Source organism: Paenibacillus taihuensis, assembly GCF_003386535.1.
GTDB classification, from domain to species: Bacteria; Bacillota; Bacilli; order Paenibacillales; family Paenibacillaceae; genus Paenibacillus_Z; species Paenibacillus_Z taihuensis.
Genome location: NZ_QTTN01000020.1, coordinates 103,212 through 120,437, shown reverse-complemented (window position 1 = coordinate 120,437; position 17,226 = coordinate 103,212). Strand labels below are relative to the sequence as shown.

13 protein-coding genes, 11 tRNA genes and 1 rRNA gene are annotated in these 17,226 nt (G+C 50.0%); 22 read left to right on the top strand and 3 right to left on the bottom strand.

Going from position 1 to position 17,226, the window contains the following annotated elements; genetic code table 11:
* The 22 genes from A8990_RS17430 to A8990_RS32500 form a co-directional block, all read left to right on the top strand.
* Positions 1-187 (top strand): 23S ribosomal RNA (locus A8990_RS17430); the annotation flags it as partial.
* A gap of 80 nt (positions 188-267) precedes the next feature.
* A tRNA-Asn gene (locus A8990_RS17425) sits at positions 268-343 on the top strand.
* Positions 344-346: 3 nt separating this feature from the next.
* Positions 347-422: transfer RNA gene (locus A8990_RS17420), tRNA-Thr, on the top strand.
* A gap of 16 nt (positions 423-438) precedes the next feature.
* Positions 439-513, top strand: a tRNA-Glu gene (locus tag A8990_RS17415).
* A gap of 16 nt (positions 514-529) precedes the next feature.
* A tRNA-Val gene (locus A8990_RS17410) sits at positions 530-605 on the top strand.
* Between the two features lie 9 nt (positions 606-614).
* Positions 615-690 (top strand) — tRNA-Gln (locus A8990_RS17405).
* 10 nt (positions 691-700) lie between these two features.
* Positions 701-776, top strand: a tRNA-Lys gene (locus tag A8990_RS17400).
* Positions 777-808: 32 nt separating this feature from the next.
* A tRNA-Leu gene (locus A8990_RS17395) sits at positions 809-888 on the top strand.
* 272 nt (positions 889-1,160) lie between these two features.
* On the top strand, positions 1,161-2,009 hold the full coding sequence (locus A8990_RS17390) for an ABC transporter ATP-binding protein (protein WP_116190312.1): 849 nt from the start codon (positions 1,161-1,163) through the stop codon (positions 2,007-2,009).
* Between the two features lie 99 nt (positions 2,010-2,108).
* Positions 2,109-2,183 (top strand) — tRNA-Gly (locus A8990_RS17385).
* 3 nt (positions 2,184-2,186) lie between these two features.
* Positions 2,187-2,263 (top strand) — tRNA-Arg (locus A8990_RS17380).
* Between the two features lie 30 nt (positions 2,264-2,293).
* Positions 2,294-2,370 (top strand) — tRNA-Pro (locus A8990_RS17375).
* 8 nt (positions 2,371-2,378) lie between these two features.
* Positions 2,379-2,452 (top strand) — tRNA-Gly (locus tag A8990_RS17370).
* A gap of 244 nt (positions 2,453-2,696) precedes the next feature.
* Positions 2,697-5,504, top strand: a complete 2,808-nt coding sequence (gene ppc, locus A8990_RS17365; protein WP_116190311.1) for a phosphoenolpyruvate carboxylase — start codon at positions 2,697-2,699, stop codon at positions 5,502-5,504.
* Positions 5,505-5,694: 190 nt separating this feature from the next.
* Entirely contained in the window at positions 5,695-6,261 is a 567-nt protein-coding gene (gene sigW / locus A8990_RS17360) for an RNA polymerase sigma factor SigW (protein WP_116190310.1), read from the top strand.
* A 122-nt stretch (positions 6,262-6,383) separates the two neighbouring features.
* A complete protein-coding gene (locus tag A8990_RS17355; protein WP_116190322.1) occupies positions 6,384-7,013 on the top strand; it encodes a zf-HC2 domain-containing protein in 630 nt (209 codons plus the stop codon).
* Positions 7,014-7,160: 147 nt separating this feature from the next.
* Entirely contained in the window at positions 7,161-8,003 is an 843-nt protein-coding gene (gene cdaA, locus A8990_RS17350) for a diadenylate cyclase CdaA (protein ID WP_116190309.1), read from the top strand.
* On the top strand, positions 7,996-9,507 hold the full coding sequence (locus tag A8990_RS17345) for a CdaR family protein (RefSeq protein ID WP_116190308.1): 1,512 nt from the start codon (positions 7,996-7,998) through the stop codon (positions 9,505-9,507). Before cdaA ends, A8990_RS17345 begins: the two co-directional genes overlap by 8 nt.
* Before the next feature lie 60 nt (positions 9,508-9,567).
* On the top strand, positions 9,568-10,914 hold the full coding sequence (gene glmM / locus A8990_RS17340) for a phosphoglucosamine mutase (protein WP_116190307.1): 1,347 nt from the start codon (positions 9,568-9,570) through the stop codon (positions 10,912-10,914).
* 746 nt (positions 10,915-11,660) lie between these two features.
* Positions 11,661-13,493 (top strand): glutamine--fructose-6-phosphate transaminase (isomerizing), encoded by a 1,833-nt coding sequence (gene glmS, locus A8990_RS17330; protein ID WP_116190305.1) that lies wholly within the window; start codon positions 11,661-11,663, stop codon positions 13,491-13,493.
* 455 nt (positions 13,494-13,948) lie between these two features.
* Positions 13,949-14,179 (top strand): hypothetical protein, encoded by a 231-nt coding sequence (locus A8990_RS32160; RefSeq protein WP_245996074.1) that lies wholly within the window; start codon positions 13,949-13,951, stop codon positions 14,177-14,179.
* A gap of 190 nt (positions 14,180-14,369) precedes the next feature.
* Positions 14,370-14,492, top strand: coding sequence for a hypothetical protein (locus A8990_RS32500; RefSeq protein WP_281272512.1), 123 nt, complete (start codon positions 14,370-14,372; stop codon positions 14,490-14,492).
* A gap of 83 nt (positions 14,493-14,575) precedes the next feature.
* On the opposite strand, the gene A8990_RS17320 is transcribed toward A8990_RS32500, so the two are convergent.
* The 3 genes from A8990_RS17320 to A8990_RS17310 all read right to left on the bottom strand — a co-directional run bounded on the left by A8990_RS17320 (position 14,576) and on the right by A8990_RS17310 (position 17,041).
* Positions 14,576-14,917, bottom strand: coding sequence for a nuclear transport factor 2 family protein (locus A8990_RS17320; RefSeq protein ID WP_116190303.1), 342 nt, complete (start codon positions 14,915-14,917; stop codon positions 14,576-14,578).
* Between the two features lie 37 nt (positions 14,918-14,954).
* Positions 14,955-15,746 (bottom strand): SDR family oxidoreductase, encoded by a 792-nt coding sequence (locus A8990_RS17315; protein WP_116190302.1) that lies wholly within the window; start codon positions 15,744-15,746, stop codon positions 14,955-14,957.
* Positions 15,747-15,883: 137 nt separating this feature from the next.
* On the bottom strand, positions 15,884-17,041 hold the full coding sequence (locus tag A8990_RS17310) for an MFS transporter (RefSeq protein WP_116190301.1): 1,158 nt from the start codon (positions 17,039-17,041) through the stop codon (positions 15,884-15,886).
* Positions 17,042-17,226 lie beyond the last annotated feature (185 nt).

Sequence of the window (17,226 nt, the reverse complement as noted above, 5' to 3'; positions counted from 1 at the left end):
AGGAGCATAGCTGGGTAGCCAAGTGCGGACGGGATAAGCGCTGAAAGCATCTAAGCGTGAAGCCCCCCTCAAGATGAGATTTCCCAATTAGTAAGACCCCTGAAAGACGATCAGGTTGATAGGTTCGAGGTGGAAGCGCAGCAATGTGTGGAGCTGACGAATACTAATCGGTCGAGGGCTTATCCTAAACAAGTTCATCCAAGCAAGAACTTCGCAAAGGTTCGTATCCAGTTTTCAGGGTGTCAAGTACCCGAACATCTATAATGTTCCCTGATAGCTCAGTTGGTAGAGCACTCGACTGTTAATCGAGTTGTCACAGGTTCGAGTCCTGTTCGGGGAGCCATTTGCTCTCATAGCTCAGTCGGTAGAGTGCATCCATGGTAAGGATGAGGTCACCGGTTCGATCCCGGTTGAGAGCTCCAGTGAACTTTTTAGCGCGGCCCGTTGGTCAAGTGGTTAAGACACCTCCCTTTCACGGAGGTAACAGGGGTTCGAGTCCCCTACGGGTCACCATTTTTCTTCTATATACGGAGGCTTAGCTCAGCTGGGAGAGCATCTGCCTTACAAGCAGAGGGTCGGCGGTTCGATCCCGTCAGCCTCCACCATTAAACTAATGGGGATTAGCCAAGCGGTAAGGCAACGGACTTTGACTCCGTCATTCCCTAGGTTCGAATCCTAGATCCCCAGCCATTTTTTGTACGAGCCATTAGCTCAGTTGGTAGAGCACCTGACTTTTAATCAGGGTGTCGTAGGTTCGAGTCCTACATGGCTCACCATTTTCACTCTCTGAAGATGGATTTTACGATGCGCGCGTATGGCGGAATTGGCAGACGCACCAGACTTAGGATCTGGCGGGCGACCGTGGGGGTTCAAGTCCCTCTACGCGCATCAAACAAAGTGACCCTGAATAAGGGTCTTTTTTTGTGTGCAAATTTGTGCATAACGTTATGAGAGTGTTGATGGAACTGTATTCATTCAGGTCATCAATCCACAATTGTGACGAAAATGTTCCACAATGCTGCTTAACTTGCTCAAATATCAGCCGGATTAAAGGAAAGGAAACAGTTATCACTTGACGCGTTAACTGAGAATGATTATCATATATAGTATTGAGAAATATTATCAGCAACGGAATTTTTGATATAAGGGGCTGTCGCAAGATGCAATCATTCGAAACATCTAAACTGAATATCGGTTATGAGGAGCGTCTCATCGTCGAGAATTTGAATATCGCAATTCCTAAAGGCAAGATTACTGCGCTTGTAGGTGCGAACGGATCAGGGAAGTCAACGATCCTGAAGACGATGGCTCGTTTGATGACGCCTTCTGGAGGAACTGTTATGTTGGACGGGAAGTCTATTCACAAGCAGTCCACAAAGGAGGTAGCGAAGCAGCTCGCAATACTGCCACAGAACCCAACAGCTCCAGATGGCCTTACCGTCTCTGAGCTTGTCTCCTATGGTCGATTCCCTTATCAGAAAGGGTTTGGCTCTCTAACGAAGGTTGACCGTTCTGTCATCTCCTGGGCGATTGAGAAGACTGGCATGATGGAATTCGCTGACCGGCCTATTGATCGCCTCTCAGGCGGCCAGAGACAGCGTGCGTGGATCGCTATGGCATTGGCACAGCAGACGGATATGCTGTTCCTGGATGAGCCCACAACGTTCCTAGATATGACGCACCAGCTTGAAGTGCTGGAGCTCCTTATTCACCTGAATGAGACAGCAGGCAGAACGATCGTAATGGTTGTTCACGATCTGAATCATGCGTCCCGCTATGCGCAGCACATGATCGCGATTAAGAGCGGCAAGGTTGTTGGTGAGGGAACACCGGAAGCGGTTATGACGAAGGATGTATTGCGCGAGGTATTCAGCATCGAGGCGGATATTATTCTAGATCCGCGTACAGGCGTGCCGCTATGTTTGCCTTACGCATTGGCTCACAAGGCATCCCCAGTTATGACGGACGAATTGGTGGCAGAACCGGTGATGATGAGTTTATCGGTCTAAATGGCGAGTGCGAAAAATTTTTTCACGAAAGACTTGCAATCTTATGTTGGGCATGATATATTATTACTTGTCGCTCAGGAAATACGACGACATACAAATGCGGAAGTGGCTCAGCGGTAGAGCATCGCCTTGCCAAGGCGAGGGTCGCGGGTTCGATTCCCGTCTTCCGCTCCATTTGTGCCCTTAGCTCAGCTGGATAGAGCATTTGACTACGAATCAAAAGGTCGGGAGTTCGAATCTCTCAGGGCACGCCATTTCTTCTTAATGCAGAATGATACATATCTCGGGATGTAGCTCAGCTTGGTAGAGCACCTGGTTTGGGACCAGGGGGTCGCATGTTCAAATCGTGTCATCCCGACCATTTCTTCTGCGGGTGTAGTTCAATGGTAGAACTTTAGCCTTCCAAGCTAATAGCGTGGGTTCGATTCCCATCACCCGCTCCATTATATGACGATCAAAGCCTTGGGTAACCAAGGCTTTTTTTTATATTCGCTTTTGCTTCCATTTTTTAGACTCGGATGAAAAAGCTTCAACCGCATGTCATTTTGTAGTATGATGTGGGAAGTTATATTCAAATCAGGTTGAATAAAAAAACGTTTGAAGAAGAATTCATGCATGAATTTCGTAAAAAATTAAGTACATGCTTTACGAAGTAGCTTTCTTCGCAAAACCTTGAGGAGGATTAGAATGTCGGAACAAGCTGGAACTGTTGCTACAACCAACCGGCCGCAATCAAACAACCTGCTGCGCCGCGATGTGCGTTTCCTTGGCAACATTCTTGGAGATGTACTTGTGCATCAGGGTGGACACGCACTACTGGAGAATGTTGAGAAGATCCGCGAAATGAGCAAAGCGCTTCGCGCTGAATTTTTGCCGGAGCTGTATGAAGAGTTCAAGCAGGTCATTTGTGCTTTGAACCCGGAGACGCGCCATCAGGTCATTCGCGCATTCGCGATTTATTTTCAACTCGTTAATATTGCGGAGCAAAATCACCGGATTCGCCGGAAGCGTGATTACGAACGTTCTGCAGGCGAGACAGTGCAACCTGGCTCAATCGAGAGTGCTATTCAGGTCCTGAAGGAAAAGGGCATTTCAGTTGACAATGTAAAAGAAATCATCGGTGATATTTCACTCGAGCTTGTCATGACTGCACATCCAACGGAAGCTACACGCCGTGCTGTTCTCGATATTCATCAGCGTATCGCTGCTGAAATGATGGAGCTTGATAATCCGAACCTGACCTACCGTGAGCGCGAGAAGCTGCGTGAGAAGCTGCTGAACGAAGTGCTGACGCTGTGGCAAACGGATGAGCTGCGTGACCGTAAACCAACGGTTATCGATGAAGTGCGCAATGGGATGTACTATTTTGACGAGACGCTGTTTGAAGTACTGCCTAACGTATATGAAGAGCTTGAGCGCTGCCTGGATAAGTACTATCCATCTGAGCGATGGCATGTTCCGACTTACCTTCGTTTCGGCTCGTGGATTGGCGGCGACCGTGACGGCAACCCGTCTGTTACCGCTAAAATCACTTGGGAGACCCTGACGCTTCAGCGCGGACTTGCGCTAAAGAAGTATGAGGAACTGCTCAAGGAAGTTATGGATCAGCTCAGCTTCAGCACGAACATCATTTCGGTGTCGGATGAACTTCAAGAGTCGATCAAGAAAGATCGCGAAATCATTGAGACGCGCAGCGTAGATCTGTGGCGCAATGAGAAAGAGCCGTACAAGATCAAGCTCGGCTATATGCTGGAGAAGCTGGCGAATACATCGGATGATACGCTGAAAGGCTCTTCGAAGCGCTATAACAGCGCGGATGAAATGAAGGAAGATCTGTATGTGATCGACCGCAGCCTGCGTCACCATTTCGCCGATTATGTTGCGGATACGCATATCCGTAAGCTGATTCGCCAAGTGGAGCTGTTCGGCTTCCATCTGGCAGCGCTGGACGTTCGTCAGCACAGCAAAGAGCATGAGAATGCGATGACTGAAGTGCTTGCGAACATGAACATTGTAGAGAACTATGCTGCATTGTCAGAGGAAGAGAAAATTGAGCTGCTTCACTCGCTGCTTAAAGATCCGCGTCCTTTGACATCGCCGCATTTTGCATACTCGGATAGCACGCAGGAATGTCTGGATGTATACCGCACGATCTACCGCGCACAAGCGGAGTTCGGCGTAAACTGCATCAGCAGCTACCTGATCAGTATGACTCAAGGCGCGAGCGACATGCTCGAGGTTATGGTGTTCGCGAAGGAAGTCGGCTTGTTCCGCAAGGAAGCTAACGGCACCGTTCGCTGCACATTGCAGGCGGTACCGCTGTTTGAAACGATCGACGACCTGCATGCGGCCCCTGGCATTATGGAGCAGCTGTTTGCACTGCCGATCTACCGTCAAGCAGTCGAAGCACGCAGCAACCAGCATGAAATTATGCTTGGCTACTCGGACAGCAACAAGGACGGTGGCGTTGTAACGGCGAACTGGGAGCTGCGCGTAGCGCTTAATGCCATTACAAGCGCAGCGAAGAAGTTCGACGTGAAGCTGAAGTTCTTCCACGGCCGCGGCGGCGCATTGGGTCGCGGCGGTATGCCGCTGAACCGCAGTATTCTTGCTCAGCCTCCACACACAGTGGGCGGCGGAATCAAGATTACGGAGCAAGGCGAAGTATTATCCTCCCGTTACTCGATGAAGGGTATTGCATACCGCAGCTTGGAGCAGGCGACTTGGGCGCTTGTGACAGCATCGCGTCTGGCGAAGTATCCAGAGCAGGAAGCGGAAGCAACTGCAGAGTGGGATGATATCGCAAGAGGCATTTCGGAGACGGCGCTGAACAAGTATCAAGATTTGATCTTCCGCGATCCGGACTTCATGACATTCTTCAAAGAGTCGACGCCGCTGTCGGAAGTCGGCGAGCTGAACATCGGTTCCCGTCCGGCAAAACGGAAAGGAAGCGATCGCTTCGAGGACTTGCGTGCGATTCCTTGGGTATTCGCTTGGACACAGAGTCGTTACTTGCTGCCGGCATGGTATGCGGCAGGCACGGCGCTGCAGGGCTATGTGGGCGGCGACGCGAAGCGTCTGGAGACGCTGCGTGAAATGTATGCGAAGTTCCCATTCTTCACGACGCTCATCGATACGCTGCAGAATGCGCTGGCCAAGGCAGATCTTCAGATCGCCAAAGAATATGCGGGCATGATCTCAGATAAAGCTATTCGCGATCGGATCTTTACGCAAATCGAGAACGAATACAAGATGACATCGTCGTTGATTCTGGAAATTACCGGACAAGCGGAAATTTTGGACAATCTGCCGGTTATCCAAGAGTCAATCCGCCTGCGTAACCCATACGTGGATCCGCTCAGCTACATGCAAGTTCAGCTCTTGAAAGAGCTGCGCGAGAATCGCGCAAACGGCGAAGCAGACGACAAAGAGCTGCTGCGTGAAGTGCTGCTTACGATTAACGGAATTGCAGCTGGCCTGAGAAACACGGGCTGATACGAATATTTTCGAGAAGAAAAGCCGGACCGGGCAGCACTGCTGCTTCGAGTCCGGCTTTTTTGTTTAAATATATGATTGCTGCAGAATTAGTAGTTTTTTGCCATATTGCTTCATTTCCATGTATAATCATGGAGGTACGATTCGTTTTTATGGTTTGTATAACGATTGGCCGTTTGGAGGAGAAGCGTTGAAATCAGTTGAGGCGAGGTTAGCAAGATTAGCTTTGAAAGGCGATCAGCGGGCTTTTGCCGAGCTTGTTGAGATGTACCAGGACAAGCTTTATCATATGGCTTACCGAATGCTGTACAACCGGCAAGAAGCAGAGGATGTTGTACAGGAAGCATTCCTGCGGGTGTACCGGAACTTGGAACGGTACGACGACACGATGAAGTTCTCGACCTGGATTTATCGGATCGCAACGAATTTGTGTATCGATCGACTTCGTAAGCGCAAGGCGGTTTATTCGCTCGATGCCGAGTCGTCGGACCACGAAGGGCTTGACGGTTATGCGATGATTCCAAGCGATGACCGGACGCCTGAGAGCGAGCTGCTGCTATCGGATACACAGCGAATCATTCATCAGGCAATTGAGACGTTGCCGGCTAAATATAAATCCGTCATGGTGCTGCGCTACCTGGAGGAGCTATCGCTGCAGGAAATCGGCGATGTGCTGGGGATGCCCGTTACGACGGTGAAGACACGTGTCCATCGGGGCCGGGAGTTCCTTCGCAAGAAATTGGAGCATAAGCTGTAGCAGATGGGCGAGAGTGGAAAGTCATATTTTTACAGGGGAACCCCTTAAAAAAGTGAAACATCTCGGCCAGTGAAACGTAACGTATAACACTGAAGATTATATTGATGAAAGGATTGGCTGCTATGAATTGCAACGTCGCCGTCATGCTGATGCATGATTATTTAGATGATGAGCTGTCTCGTGATGAGCAAGCTGAACTAAAGCTTCATATAGATTCCTGCGTGGCATGCCGCACAAGGCTGGAGCAGCTCGAACGGACCGAGGCGCTCACAGGGACCATGATGGATAAGCGGCGCCCAGTCATGACGGCCGAGCAGTCTTCTGCCCTCACTGCACGCATTATGGATTCGGTTCCTTTCAAGCGGAGGCGCAGAGCTGGCTTCGCAAGCTGGGTGCGCAGTCATCCGGCGATCTCCGTCGCAGCGGTATTTGTACTCGTCATGTTCTCGAGCTTCCTTGCCATGTGGCAGCAGGATAGCGAGCTAACGGTGAGCGGTTCAGATCTTGCGCAGGTCGTCATTTCGGGCGATACGGTGACTGTTCCTGAAGGCGCACACGTGAAAGGCGACTTGGTCGTTGAGAATGGCAAAGCGAATGTATACGGTGAAGTGGATGGGGATGTAACGGTCATCTCTGGATCACTGTATCAAGCATCGACCGCCCATATATCCGGAGAAGTGAAGCAGATTGACCAGGCGCTGGACTGGTTTTGGTACAAAGTGTCTCATTCCATCAGCAGTTTGGCGTACTGATTTGCATGGCTAACCTCCTACTCAGGGAGGTTTTTTTGTGAGAAAAAAGGATTTGCAGCCCCATTTCTAGAAAAGAATTAGGTTAGAATAAAGGGTAATGAGATTAATGATACCTAGGGCAGATGGTGTTTGGGGGGTGAATAACGGATGAACTATTTTGCGGATTTGACCTGGAAGGGTTGGATCAAGGATATTATCGATATATCGATCGTTAGCTATATTATCTATAAACTCATCCTGCTCGTTCGCGGAACCCGGGCGGTGCAGCTGCTTAAAGGGATCATCGTGCTTGTCGCGACCTGGGCGCTCAGTACGTGGTTTAACCTGTACACGCTGAAATGGCTCATGAATCAGATGTTCACATTCGGCGTCGTGACGATCCTTATTATTTTTCAGCCGGAGCTTCGCAGGGCGCTCGAGCAGCTGGGACGAGGAAGCTTGTTCAGCCGTTCTTCCGTTGTGGAGCGGGATATAAGTGATCGGATTAATGAGATCATTAAGTCGATTAATTATATGGCCAAGCGTAAAATCGGCGCGCTGATCGTGTTTGAACGCAGTACGGGGCTCTCCGATTACATTGAGTCGGGCATCCAGATGGAGTCGTTCGTCAGCTCGGAGCTGCTCATTAATATCTTCATTCCGAATACGCCGCTGCATGATGGTGCCGTTATTATTAGAGGCAATCAGATTATGGCCGCAGGCTGTTACTTGCCGCTGTCGGAGAATCCATTCATCAGTAAGGAACTTGGCACGCGTCACCGCGCCGGAATTGGCGTAACCGAAGTCTGCGATGCGATCTCGGTGATCGTGTCGGAAGAAACGGGACAAGTCTCCCTCGCTGTTGGCGGCATGATCGTTCGCGACATTAAAGATGAGTCGCTCATCTCGAAACTGTTCGAAGAGCTGAACCCGAACTCGAAGGCGCGTGTAGGCCAAAAGAATACGAAACCACCTTTCTGGAAGCGGAAAGGGGGCAGTCAGCATGGATAAGTGGCTAAGCCATCCGACGGCGATCAAAATCATATCGCTGATGATCGGGATCCTGATGTGGGCTGTTGTCCATTTTGACTCGGAGAAATCGCCGAACACGGTTGCGAATTTGACGGAATCGCGTGAGATTGACGCGGTTCAGGTGAAGCCGATCGGCATGGATGATAAGAACTTCGCGCTGCGTCTGCTGGACCCGGGCGAGGTGCACCTCACGGTAAGCGGATCAAGATCGGACTTCCTTCTCGCGGAACGCAATAACGATTATCAGGTTACGGTCGATCTAAGCCAAGCGACAGAAGGCAGGAAGGTGCTCCCGCTCAAGGTAAATCTGCCTCGGGGGCTAGAGCTTATTGAAGTAAGGCCAAGCAACGTCACGGTCGTTCTGGAACGGCTGCTTACGAAAGAATATGATGTGACGATACATACCGAGGGCAGGCCAGGCAAAGGGTACAAGACCGGAACGCCGGTCGTGAAGCCGAACCGCGTGCATGTCACGCTGCCGAAGGATCAGATGGACCTTGTGGCCTCGGTTGGAGGAACCATCTCGGTAGAAGGCGAAGAGGAGACCGTCGCCGATAAGAAAATGAAGCTGGCCGCATTCGATCAAGACGGAAACGAACTGACGGATGCGGTAATAAGTCCGAGCGTGGTGGAGGTCGAGGTCCCGATCACGAAGCCGTTTAAAAAGCTGCCGCTTCAGATCGGCTTCACTGGGCAGCTGCCGGAGGGGCTCGCGATCGCCTCCTTCAAACAGAGCGTGGATCAAATCACGGTGTATGGACCGCAGGACGTGCTCGATAAATACGAGTACTATGACGGTATCACAATTGACTTGTCGAAGTTGAAACAATCGGGTACGATGGATCTCGATGTCGTTCCTAACAACGATATCGCTTCAGTAGATCCTGTTAAAGTAACGATTGAATATACGATAGTGCCTGAGGAGTCACGAGTTATAGCAGGCTTGCCTGTTACGCTCATTGGCCTCTCAGATGGCTTGAAAGCGAATATAGCGGTGCCATCGACCGGCATCGTGGATGCGATTGTACGCGGTGCGCCGAATACGCTGTCTGCGCTTGGCGTGAAGGATGTACAGCTCATTGCTGATTTAAGCGGCCTTGGGCCAGGCAGCCATGTCGTGCCGCTTGAGATGCATCTGCCGCGATTTGTGGAACAGGCACCGAATGCGCCGCTTAGCATAACAGTGGATATTACAGATGCCACGGCAACATCTACTGTGGGGCCGACGGATTCGCTGCCTGCAGATGGGCAGCCGAGTGACGGCAGCGGCGGTACGACGCCGGACGGTACGGGAGACGGCAGCGCGGTTGATGGCGGCGGAAGCGGGAACGCGGCGAGCGGTTCCGGTGCGGCTGGCGGGACGTCTGATCAAGCGCCTGCCGGGGATAATTCAACCGCTGCAGGCGGAAGCGGGGCGTCGACTGGCCAGAGCAGCAGCGGCGGAAAGTCCGGCAGCACGAATAAGAACGATGAAACGCAATAGCAGAAGCCGGACTATGGCGCTGCAACTTACTATGGATACATTAAAGGGGAATAATTACAGATGGGAAAATATTTCGGTACTGATGGTGTGCGGGGCGTCGCGAATCGCGAATTGACCCCGGAGCTTGCTTATAAAATTGGCCGCTGCGGCGGATATGTGCTTGCAGGACAGGCAGAGCGTCCGAAGGTTGTTATTGGCCTTGATACGCGTATTTCCGGACCGATGCTTGAAGCCTCGCTGATTGCAGGCTTGCTGTCGATCGGCGCGAGCGTAGTACGCCTTGGCGTCGTTTCGACGCCGGCAGTCGCTTATTTGACACGTGAGATGGGTGCGGATGCAGGCGTTATGATCTCGGCTTCGCATAACCCGGTTGAAGATAACGGCATTAAATTTTTCGGTGGGGACGGCTTTAAGCTGTCTGACGATACAGAGCTTGAAATCGAGCGTCTCATGGATGCTGAGGTCGATGAGCTGCCTCGTCCAGAAGGCGGCGATATCGGTACAGTAACCGTGGATGAGACAGCGAAGCGCAAATTCATCGACTTCTTGAAAACAACCGTCGATCAGAACTTCGCAGGTCTGAAGATCGTCCTTGATTGCGCGAACGGTTCGGCACATGAAATTGCTCCGACGGTATTCCGCGAGCTTGGCGCGGAAATTATTACGGTAGGCGCTGAGCCGAACGGCCTGAACATCAATGATGGCGTTGGTTCCACGCATCCGGAGTATCTTCGTGAGGAAGTGCTGAAGCACGGCGCAGATCTCGGCTTGTCCTTCGACGGCGATGCTGACCGTCTGATTGCGATTGATGAGAACGGCGAAGAAGTAGACGGCGACTTTATTCTGTGTATCTGCGGCGACGCGATGAAGCAGGCTGGCAAGCTGAAGAACGACACGGTAGTAACTACAGTCATGAGCAACATCGGCTTCTTCAAAGCTGCGCAGAAGATCGGCCTGAACACGGCTCAAACTGCGGTTGGCGACCGTTACGTCATGGAAGAAATGCGTCGCGGCGACTTTAACCTGGGCGGCGAGCAGTCCGGCCATGTTATTTTCCTCGATTACAATACGACGGGTGACGGTATTCTGACAGCGTTGCAGCTGACGAATACATTGGTCGCTTCCGGCAAGAAGCTGAGTGAACAGAAGACGCTGATGCGTAAATACCCGCAGGTGCTCATTAACGTGCGTGTTGCGGATAAGAGCGCGTATAAGGACAATGCCGGGATTGCAGCTGCAATTGCAGAGGTTGAGCAGGAGCTCGGCGACAACGGCCGCGTGCTCGTTCGTCCGTCCGGCACAGAGTCGCTGATCCGCGTCATGGCGGAAGGACCGGATAGAGAGCAAGTAGAAGCGTATGTGAATCGGATCGTGGATACGGTTCGTGCGGAACTTGGCGCAGAGTAATTATTGGTAAAATAACTCGATGAATCAGGTGTTGAGACGATCCTGGATGTGCAGCAGCAGCGGCATCTAGGGTTGTTTTTTTGTAAACGTCAAAATGTACAAAATGTTGACAAACCTTGCTCTTTTTTGTAAGCGCTCGCGGAAATTATTTGTTGCACCATCGCATAAAAATGAATATAGTAAGAAAGTACATTCAGGAATGGAAAGCGAGGATCGAGGTCAGGTTTCACTAAGCGCCAGAGCTTGCGCGGGTTTATGCGGCTGCTGCGAATCGTCCATAATGGAAATGGACGCGCGGCGTTTCACCGGCTGTATGAATCGGCAAGCTGACGAGGTGGAGGTGTTCGAAATGTTCGGCGGGGACCTCCCGGTATTGCATTTGACCGTAAGCCGATACTCAAATAGACTGGGCAACTGGTCTGACAAAGGGTCGGTAGAATGCTCCATAGTTACACAGGCTTTACATGCGGCAACGGAGGCTGTCGTGTATTGTCTTGGCTTCAAGCAGACTTAAGGGCTGCTTCTATTTTTTTTTGTACACGATTGTAAGGATTATTTTGTCATTTGCATGCAGGGCGTGCGCTTTCTTTCTTATTGTCTTTTTCCCTGTATGATTTCATTCATCATTCAAGTTCACCCCTTGGCAGGACGTTGCCGGCGATAAGGCGGCTTTGAGCCGCCATGCATAAAAATCGAGGCATCCGACTGCAGCGGGGAATATTACCCAAATTCGGAGGTCTATTCATATGTGTGGAATTGTAGGATATATCGGTAAACGTGATTCGCAGGATATTTTGATCGAAGGCTTGAAGAAGCTGGAGTACCGCGGTTATGACTCCGCCGGTATCGCTGTATTCACGAAGAACGGATTGGAAGTACGCAAGTCGATCGGACGTCTCGCGAACCTGGAAGAGAAGCTGGGCGGACAGCCGCTTGAAGGTTCTGTAGGTATCGGCCATACGCGTTGGGCAACTCATGGCAAGCCGTCTGACGTGAACTCTCACCCGCATACGGACAACTCGCATAAGTTCTCCGTCGTGCATAACGGCATTATCGAGAACTACCTGGATTTGAAGGATGAGCTGATCGCGAAAGGCGCGCAGTTCGTATCGGAGACAGATACTGAAGTTATTTCCCACCTAATCGCGGAAGAGTATGACGGCGATATCGTCAAAGCGGTTCAGCGTGCAGTGAAGCGTATGCGCGGTGCGTATGCACTTGGCGTATTGACGGAGTTTGAACCGGATCGTCTTGTTGCGGTTCGTAATGCAAGCCCGCTCGTTATCGGCGTTGGTGAAGGCGAGAACTTCATCGGCTCGGACATTCCAGCGATTCTGGAGCATACACGTGATGTGTACATCCTGAATGACGGCGAGATGGCGATTCTGACGAAGAACGCTGTCGAACTGATGACAATCGAAGGGAATTTTATTTCCAAGGAAATATTCCGTGTCGATTGGGATCTGGTTACAGCTGAAAAAGCAGGCTTCGACCACTTCATGCTGAAAGAGATTTATGAGCAGCCTAAAGCATACCGCGACACAATGATGGGCCGTATCTCGGACGATGGCCGCAGCGTAGTGTTGAAAGAAATCGGCATGACTGCAGATCAAATCCGCGGCATCCGCAAAATCCAAATCGTCGCATGCGGTACAGCGATGCACGCTGGTTTGGTAGGCAAAACCGTTATTGAGAGCCTGGCTCGCATTCCGGTTGAGACGGACGTTGCTTCCGAGTACCGTTACCGTTCGCCGATCATTACGCCAGATACGCTCGTTATCGTGGTCAGCCAATCCGGCGAAACAGCGGATACGCTGGCGGCACTTCGTGAAGCGAAGCGCTGCGGCGCACGCGTAATGGCGATCACGAACGTCGTAGGCAGCTCGGTTGCCCGTGAAGCGGATGATGTCATCATCACGCAAGCAGGTCCTGAGATTGCCGTAGCATCGACGAAAGCTTACACATCGCAGCTGATTGCGTTCTACCTGTTCGGTCTGTTCCTTGCGGATACGCTTGGCACGCGCGATGCGGATGCGATCGCGGAAGTCGTTGCAGCGATGAATGAGCTGCCTGAGAAAGTGGAGCGCATTCTGGAGAAAGCGCCAGTGCTGAAGCAATTGGCGGAATCGCTCGCGAAGCATAACAACCTGTTCTTCATCGGCCGCGGCGTTGACTTTGCAGTCGTGCAAGAGGGCTCGCTGAAGCTGAAGGAAATTTCGTATATTCACTCCGAAGCGTATGCAGCAGGCGAATTGAAGCATGGTACGTTGGCTCTGATCGAGGAAGGTATCCCGGTTGTCTCGCTCATCACGCAAGAGGATCTGTATGAGAAGACGCTTAGCAACATTAAGGAAGTCAAAGCTCGCGGCGCGCATGTACTTGGCGTTGTGAACGAAGGCTTGGAAGGCGAAGTAGGCAAGTCCGTTGACGAGCTGTTCGCGATTCCGAAGACGCTGCCGGTGCTGGCGCCAGCGCTGTCTGTCGTGCCATTGCAGCTGATCGCATACTATGCGTCGCTGGCTCGCGGTAATGATGTTGATAAGCCGCGTAACCTGGCGAAGTCGGTTACGGTGGAATAAAGGTATTTAAAAAATCCCGATGACACTTAGTCATCGGGACTTTTTATTAAGGAGAACTTATATCTCGGAGACAATCGGGTATTCGTGTGAAAAGAATACGCAATTTGAATGAGATGACTCGAGTCGAATTCTCCGCATCCAGGAAGACTGAGCGAAAAAAAGATATAACTAAACCTTCAGCAGAAACTTTAATTGGACTAAGCAAGAGGTTTGTACCCGAATGCCTTATATTTGCGATACTTTTGCGTATGTCTTGCGGTAATGCTTCTCCAACCCGTCCGCTCCATTCATTCGTCCGGCTGATGTATTCAAGCGGATCTCTGAGCTATTTAGTATCGCCGACGAAAATGTTCAGAATCGCGAACTGCCCGGTCAAGCCTAGAATGAGCACAATTTCCTGCACGAAAAGGATCAGGAAGCTTTCCTTCAAATGCTGCAAGATATGTCTCCGCAATATGGACCAAGGGCCGGCCGATCGCTGTGCGGGAGAAGGCAACCGGGACCGAGACAAAAATGGTGTACTTCAATCCGGCGAGAAGCTTGGCGAGGATATCGTATCCGTATTTATCGGTACCGAGGGGGTGATCCTTAGACGGCGGGGACGGCGGAACGATCAACTCGCCGCCGTTGGAACTTACCTGTGCGGACTCGTTCAGGTCGTGAGGCGCGACGTATTTGCCGAATAGGGAAGCGCAAAGCATGAAAATTATAATGATCAAGCCGAGTAACAGCGTTTTGTTCATCGCACGATCACCTTCTCCCATCCAAAGACGATGGCGCCAAGTAATGCGTATACGATGGTGTACAGTGCGAGCAGCGTCGCGTTGTTCATTTGTAGTGCCACGTTCCGGAATCATGTAATTGGTTGGAATCAAGATGGTTGAGATCAGTGGCAGGGCAATCGCGGGATCGTCTGTGGATACGATGGTCACCTGGAAGACGGCAACACCGGTTACCGTTGCAGAAATTACGGGTTGTGAACGGCGATTCTGGGTTTAAGAAGGACATACATTTAAATGATCGCTCTCCACAAGGCTTGAAATGCCTAGTAGAGAGCGATTATTTATCTTATCTATATCTGTTTAGGGCAGTGAGACATGCAACTCTTGAATCTTGCCGTCAGCCAACTTGAAAGTATGAATCAATAATAATGGATCGGGGAGATTTGTTTTATCGAACTCCCCATCTAGAGACGCGATGACAGCATATGCACCGTCTTGCTCCCAAGCATCGGTGATATCAAAACGAACGTGCACGCCCAATATGTCTGATTTGCACCAGTTGCGAATAGTTTCAAGACCATTGAATTCCCTGTTAAAGTCAATGACGAGTGCATCTTCTTTAAATGCTTCAAGAAACGAATCCAGTTGTTCATTGTTCGATGCATTAAAATAAGCCTTAACGGAGTTTGGTAATTGAATCATAATTATTCCTCCTTTATTTTATAAGCAAAAGTGAATATTAAACGGTAGGCACTGTACCGCCATCGATGGTGTACTCGCTTCCCGTAATAGATGCTGAGCGTTCAGAAACCAAGAAAGCGGCGAGCTCTGCGACTTCCTCAGGCAGGCCAGGACGACCAATTGGAATACCTCCGAGCGAGTTCATAAGCTCCTGCAACGCTGCTTCACGGCTGCCGGCGACCGTTGCGATTCGATCAATCATCCTATCCGCTGCTTCTGTTTGGATAAAGCCAGGCGCAATCGTATTAACTCGAATTCCTTTTGGGGAGAACTCTTTTGACAGTCCTTTACTGTAGTTAGTTAGCGCTGCTTTTGAAGCAGCATATGGCAAAGTCGTTTCGTACAGAGGCAATCTTCTTTGAATGGAGCTTATATGAATGATGACGCCCTTCCCTTGTTCTACCATCATAGGCAGTAAACCTTTGTCCAAACGGACAGAACCAAGCAAATTCATGTTCAACGTTTCCAGCCAATCCTCCTCGGTTAAAGCTAATGCCCCGCCTGGAGGGGTAGAGGCCCCTCCGACCGTATTAATTAGAATGTCGATACCGCCTAACTTCTCTTTAACAGCCTCGACAAGGACCGCGGTGCCTTCTGGCTTTGTAATATCAGCTTGAATGAAATGGACTCCAGAAATATCGTAGTTAGTCGGGATTGTACGCGCCGTTGTAAGCACTTTGGCTCCCGCTTGGGCCAACCGCTTCACGATTGCATAGCCCATTCCCTTTGTTCCTCCCGTAACCAATGCCCGTTTGCCTTGAAACTCATTCTCATACGAAGCGAAATTCATACTTATATATCCTCCTTGCGGGTTGAAATTAATTGTTACAATCACATTCAGTAGTATACCCTGGTTACAAATATGAATCTAATCTATAATTTTAATAAATTTAATTACTATTTTTCATGTAAAGAGAACGGAAGTTCTTAGTGGCCTCGTTTGACTTCAGGTCGAATAACACGGATCGCGATGATTGCAGCAATTGCTACCCCAAGCGATCCTAACCATACAACTTTGTTGATAGACGTGTTCTGAAGGACAATACCTCCAAGACCGGCGCCGATTGCCATGGATAATTGCTGCGTTGACGAATACAAGCTGATCATAATGCTGGATGCTTCCGGAGCTTGGCTCACCAGATTAACCTGCTGGGTTGGACCGGAGGACCACAGTGACAAAGACCAGAGCACAAGAACAAAGAAGACAGCGGCTACAGAGTGAACGCTAAGCGCAAGAAGAGCGAGAGAGATGGCGTGTATAATGAGACCAGAAAGCAATGTTTTTCGAACTCCCCATTTATCCGTTGCGGATCCGCCAATTTTTGCGCCAATCATGCTCGCGACCCCGAAGATGAACAAAGCTGCACTAATGGTGCTGGTATTCATGTGGGCTGCATTCAGAAGAAATGGGGTAATATAGGTGAAAGCGATCGAGTAACCTAGAATCCAAAAGAAAATCACAACAAGCGCCATTAGAATCTTTGTATTTTTAAGAAAAGCCAGTTGTTTGACTAGCGGTATCGGTTCTTCGCCTTCCGTATGCGGGATAGCAGCCATCAAAACGAAAATAGAAGCCAATCCGAGTATCCCCAATGCTGCAAAGTTTAGTTTCCAATTCATATTCGCGGCAACCAGTCGACCAAGAGGGATGCCGATGACAAAGGAAGTGCTAAAGCCCATTACGACTGTGGAAATTGCGCTGCCGATTTTCTCGGGTTTTGCCAACTTAGCAGCCATAGTAATTGATACCGTAAGAAAAATGCCGGCACTGAGAGCAAGGACAATTCTTGAGAGAAGCAGGGGCAGATATCCAGGCAATGAGATAACCATGGCATTACCGATAACAAAAGTAATAAGCGATGCAAGCAGAAGTTTTTTTCGATCCATTCTAGCGGTCAATGCGACAAGAATTGGTGTACCGATTGCGTAGCTGAGTGAGAAGATTGAAATCAGCTGACCAGCAGATGCAACGGATATTCCTGTGTCTTTTGCGATGATATCCAGAAATCCTGCAATTACGTATTCTGAAGTCCCTACGAAGAAGGTAATAAGAGCGAGAAGTATAATTTTAAATGAATTTGACATGTTGGTTCCCCTTTATATCAAGTATTGGTACCGATTCACCCATTCCTAAATTTCATTAATTAGCAAATCGTTTGCATACCCTATTGCTAATGGGGCAACCAATAATAGAACTGAAACATATGTGATCTTCCTTTCTGTGAGATGCGACTAAGGTGTGTGGTCAATCTGAACATCTGAATCATAAC

Bases quoted from the DNA above. Each gene is read 5' to 3' on its own strand.
- A8990_RS17390 (WP_116190312.1), top strand. From the start codon at position 1,161: ATGCAATCATTCGAAACATCTAAACTGAATATCGGTTATGAGGAGCGT.
- ppc (WP_116190311.1), top strand. From the start codon at position 2,697: ATGTCGGAACAAGCTGGAACTGTTGCTACAACCAACCGGCCGCAATCA.
- A8990_RS17355 (WP_116190322.1), top strand. From the start codon at position 6,384: ATGAATTGCAACGTCGCCGTCATGCTGATGCATGATTATTTAGATGAT.
- cdaA (WP_116190309.1), top strand. From the start codon at position 7,161: ATGAACTATTTTGCGGATTTGACCTGGAAGGGTTGGATCAAGGATATT.
- A8990_RS17345 (WP_116190308.1), top strand. From the start codon at position 7,996: ATGGATAAGTGGCTAAGCCATCCGACGGCGATCAAAATCATATCGCTG.
- glmM (WP_116190307.1), top strand. From the start codon at position 9,568: ATGGGAAAATATTTCGGTACTGATGGTGTGCGGGGCGTCGCGAATCGC.
- glmS (WP_116190305.1), top strand. From the start codon at position 11,661: ATGTGTGGAATTGTAGGATATATCGGTAAACGTGATTCGCAGGATATT.
- A8990_RS32160 (WP_245996074.1), top strand. From the start codon at position 13,949: ATGGACCAAGGGCCGGCCGATCGCTGTGCGGGAGAAGGCAACCGGGAC.
- A8990_RS32500 (WP_281272512.1), top strand. From the start codon at position 14,370: ATGGTTGAGATCAGTGGCAGGGCAATCGCGGGATCGTCTGTGGATACG.
- A8990_RS17320 (WP_116190303.1), bottom strand. From the start codon at position 14,917: ATGATTCAATTACCAAACTCCGTTAAGGCTTATTTTAATGCATCGAAC.
- A8990_RS17315 (WP_116190302.1), bottom strand. From the start codon at position 15,746: ATGAATTTCGCTTCGTATGAGAATGAGTTTCAAGGCAAACGGGCATTG.
- A8990_RS17310 (WP_116190301.1), bottom strand. From the start codon at position 17,041: ATGTCAAATTCATTTAAAATTATACTTCTCGCTCTTATTACCTTCTTC.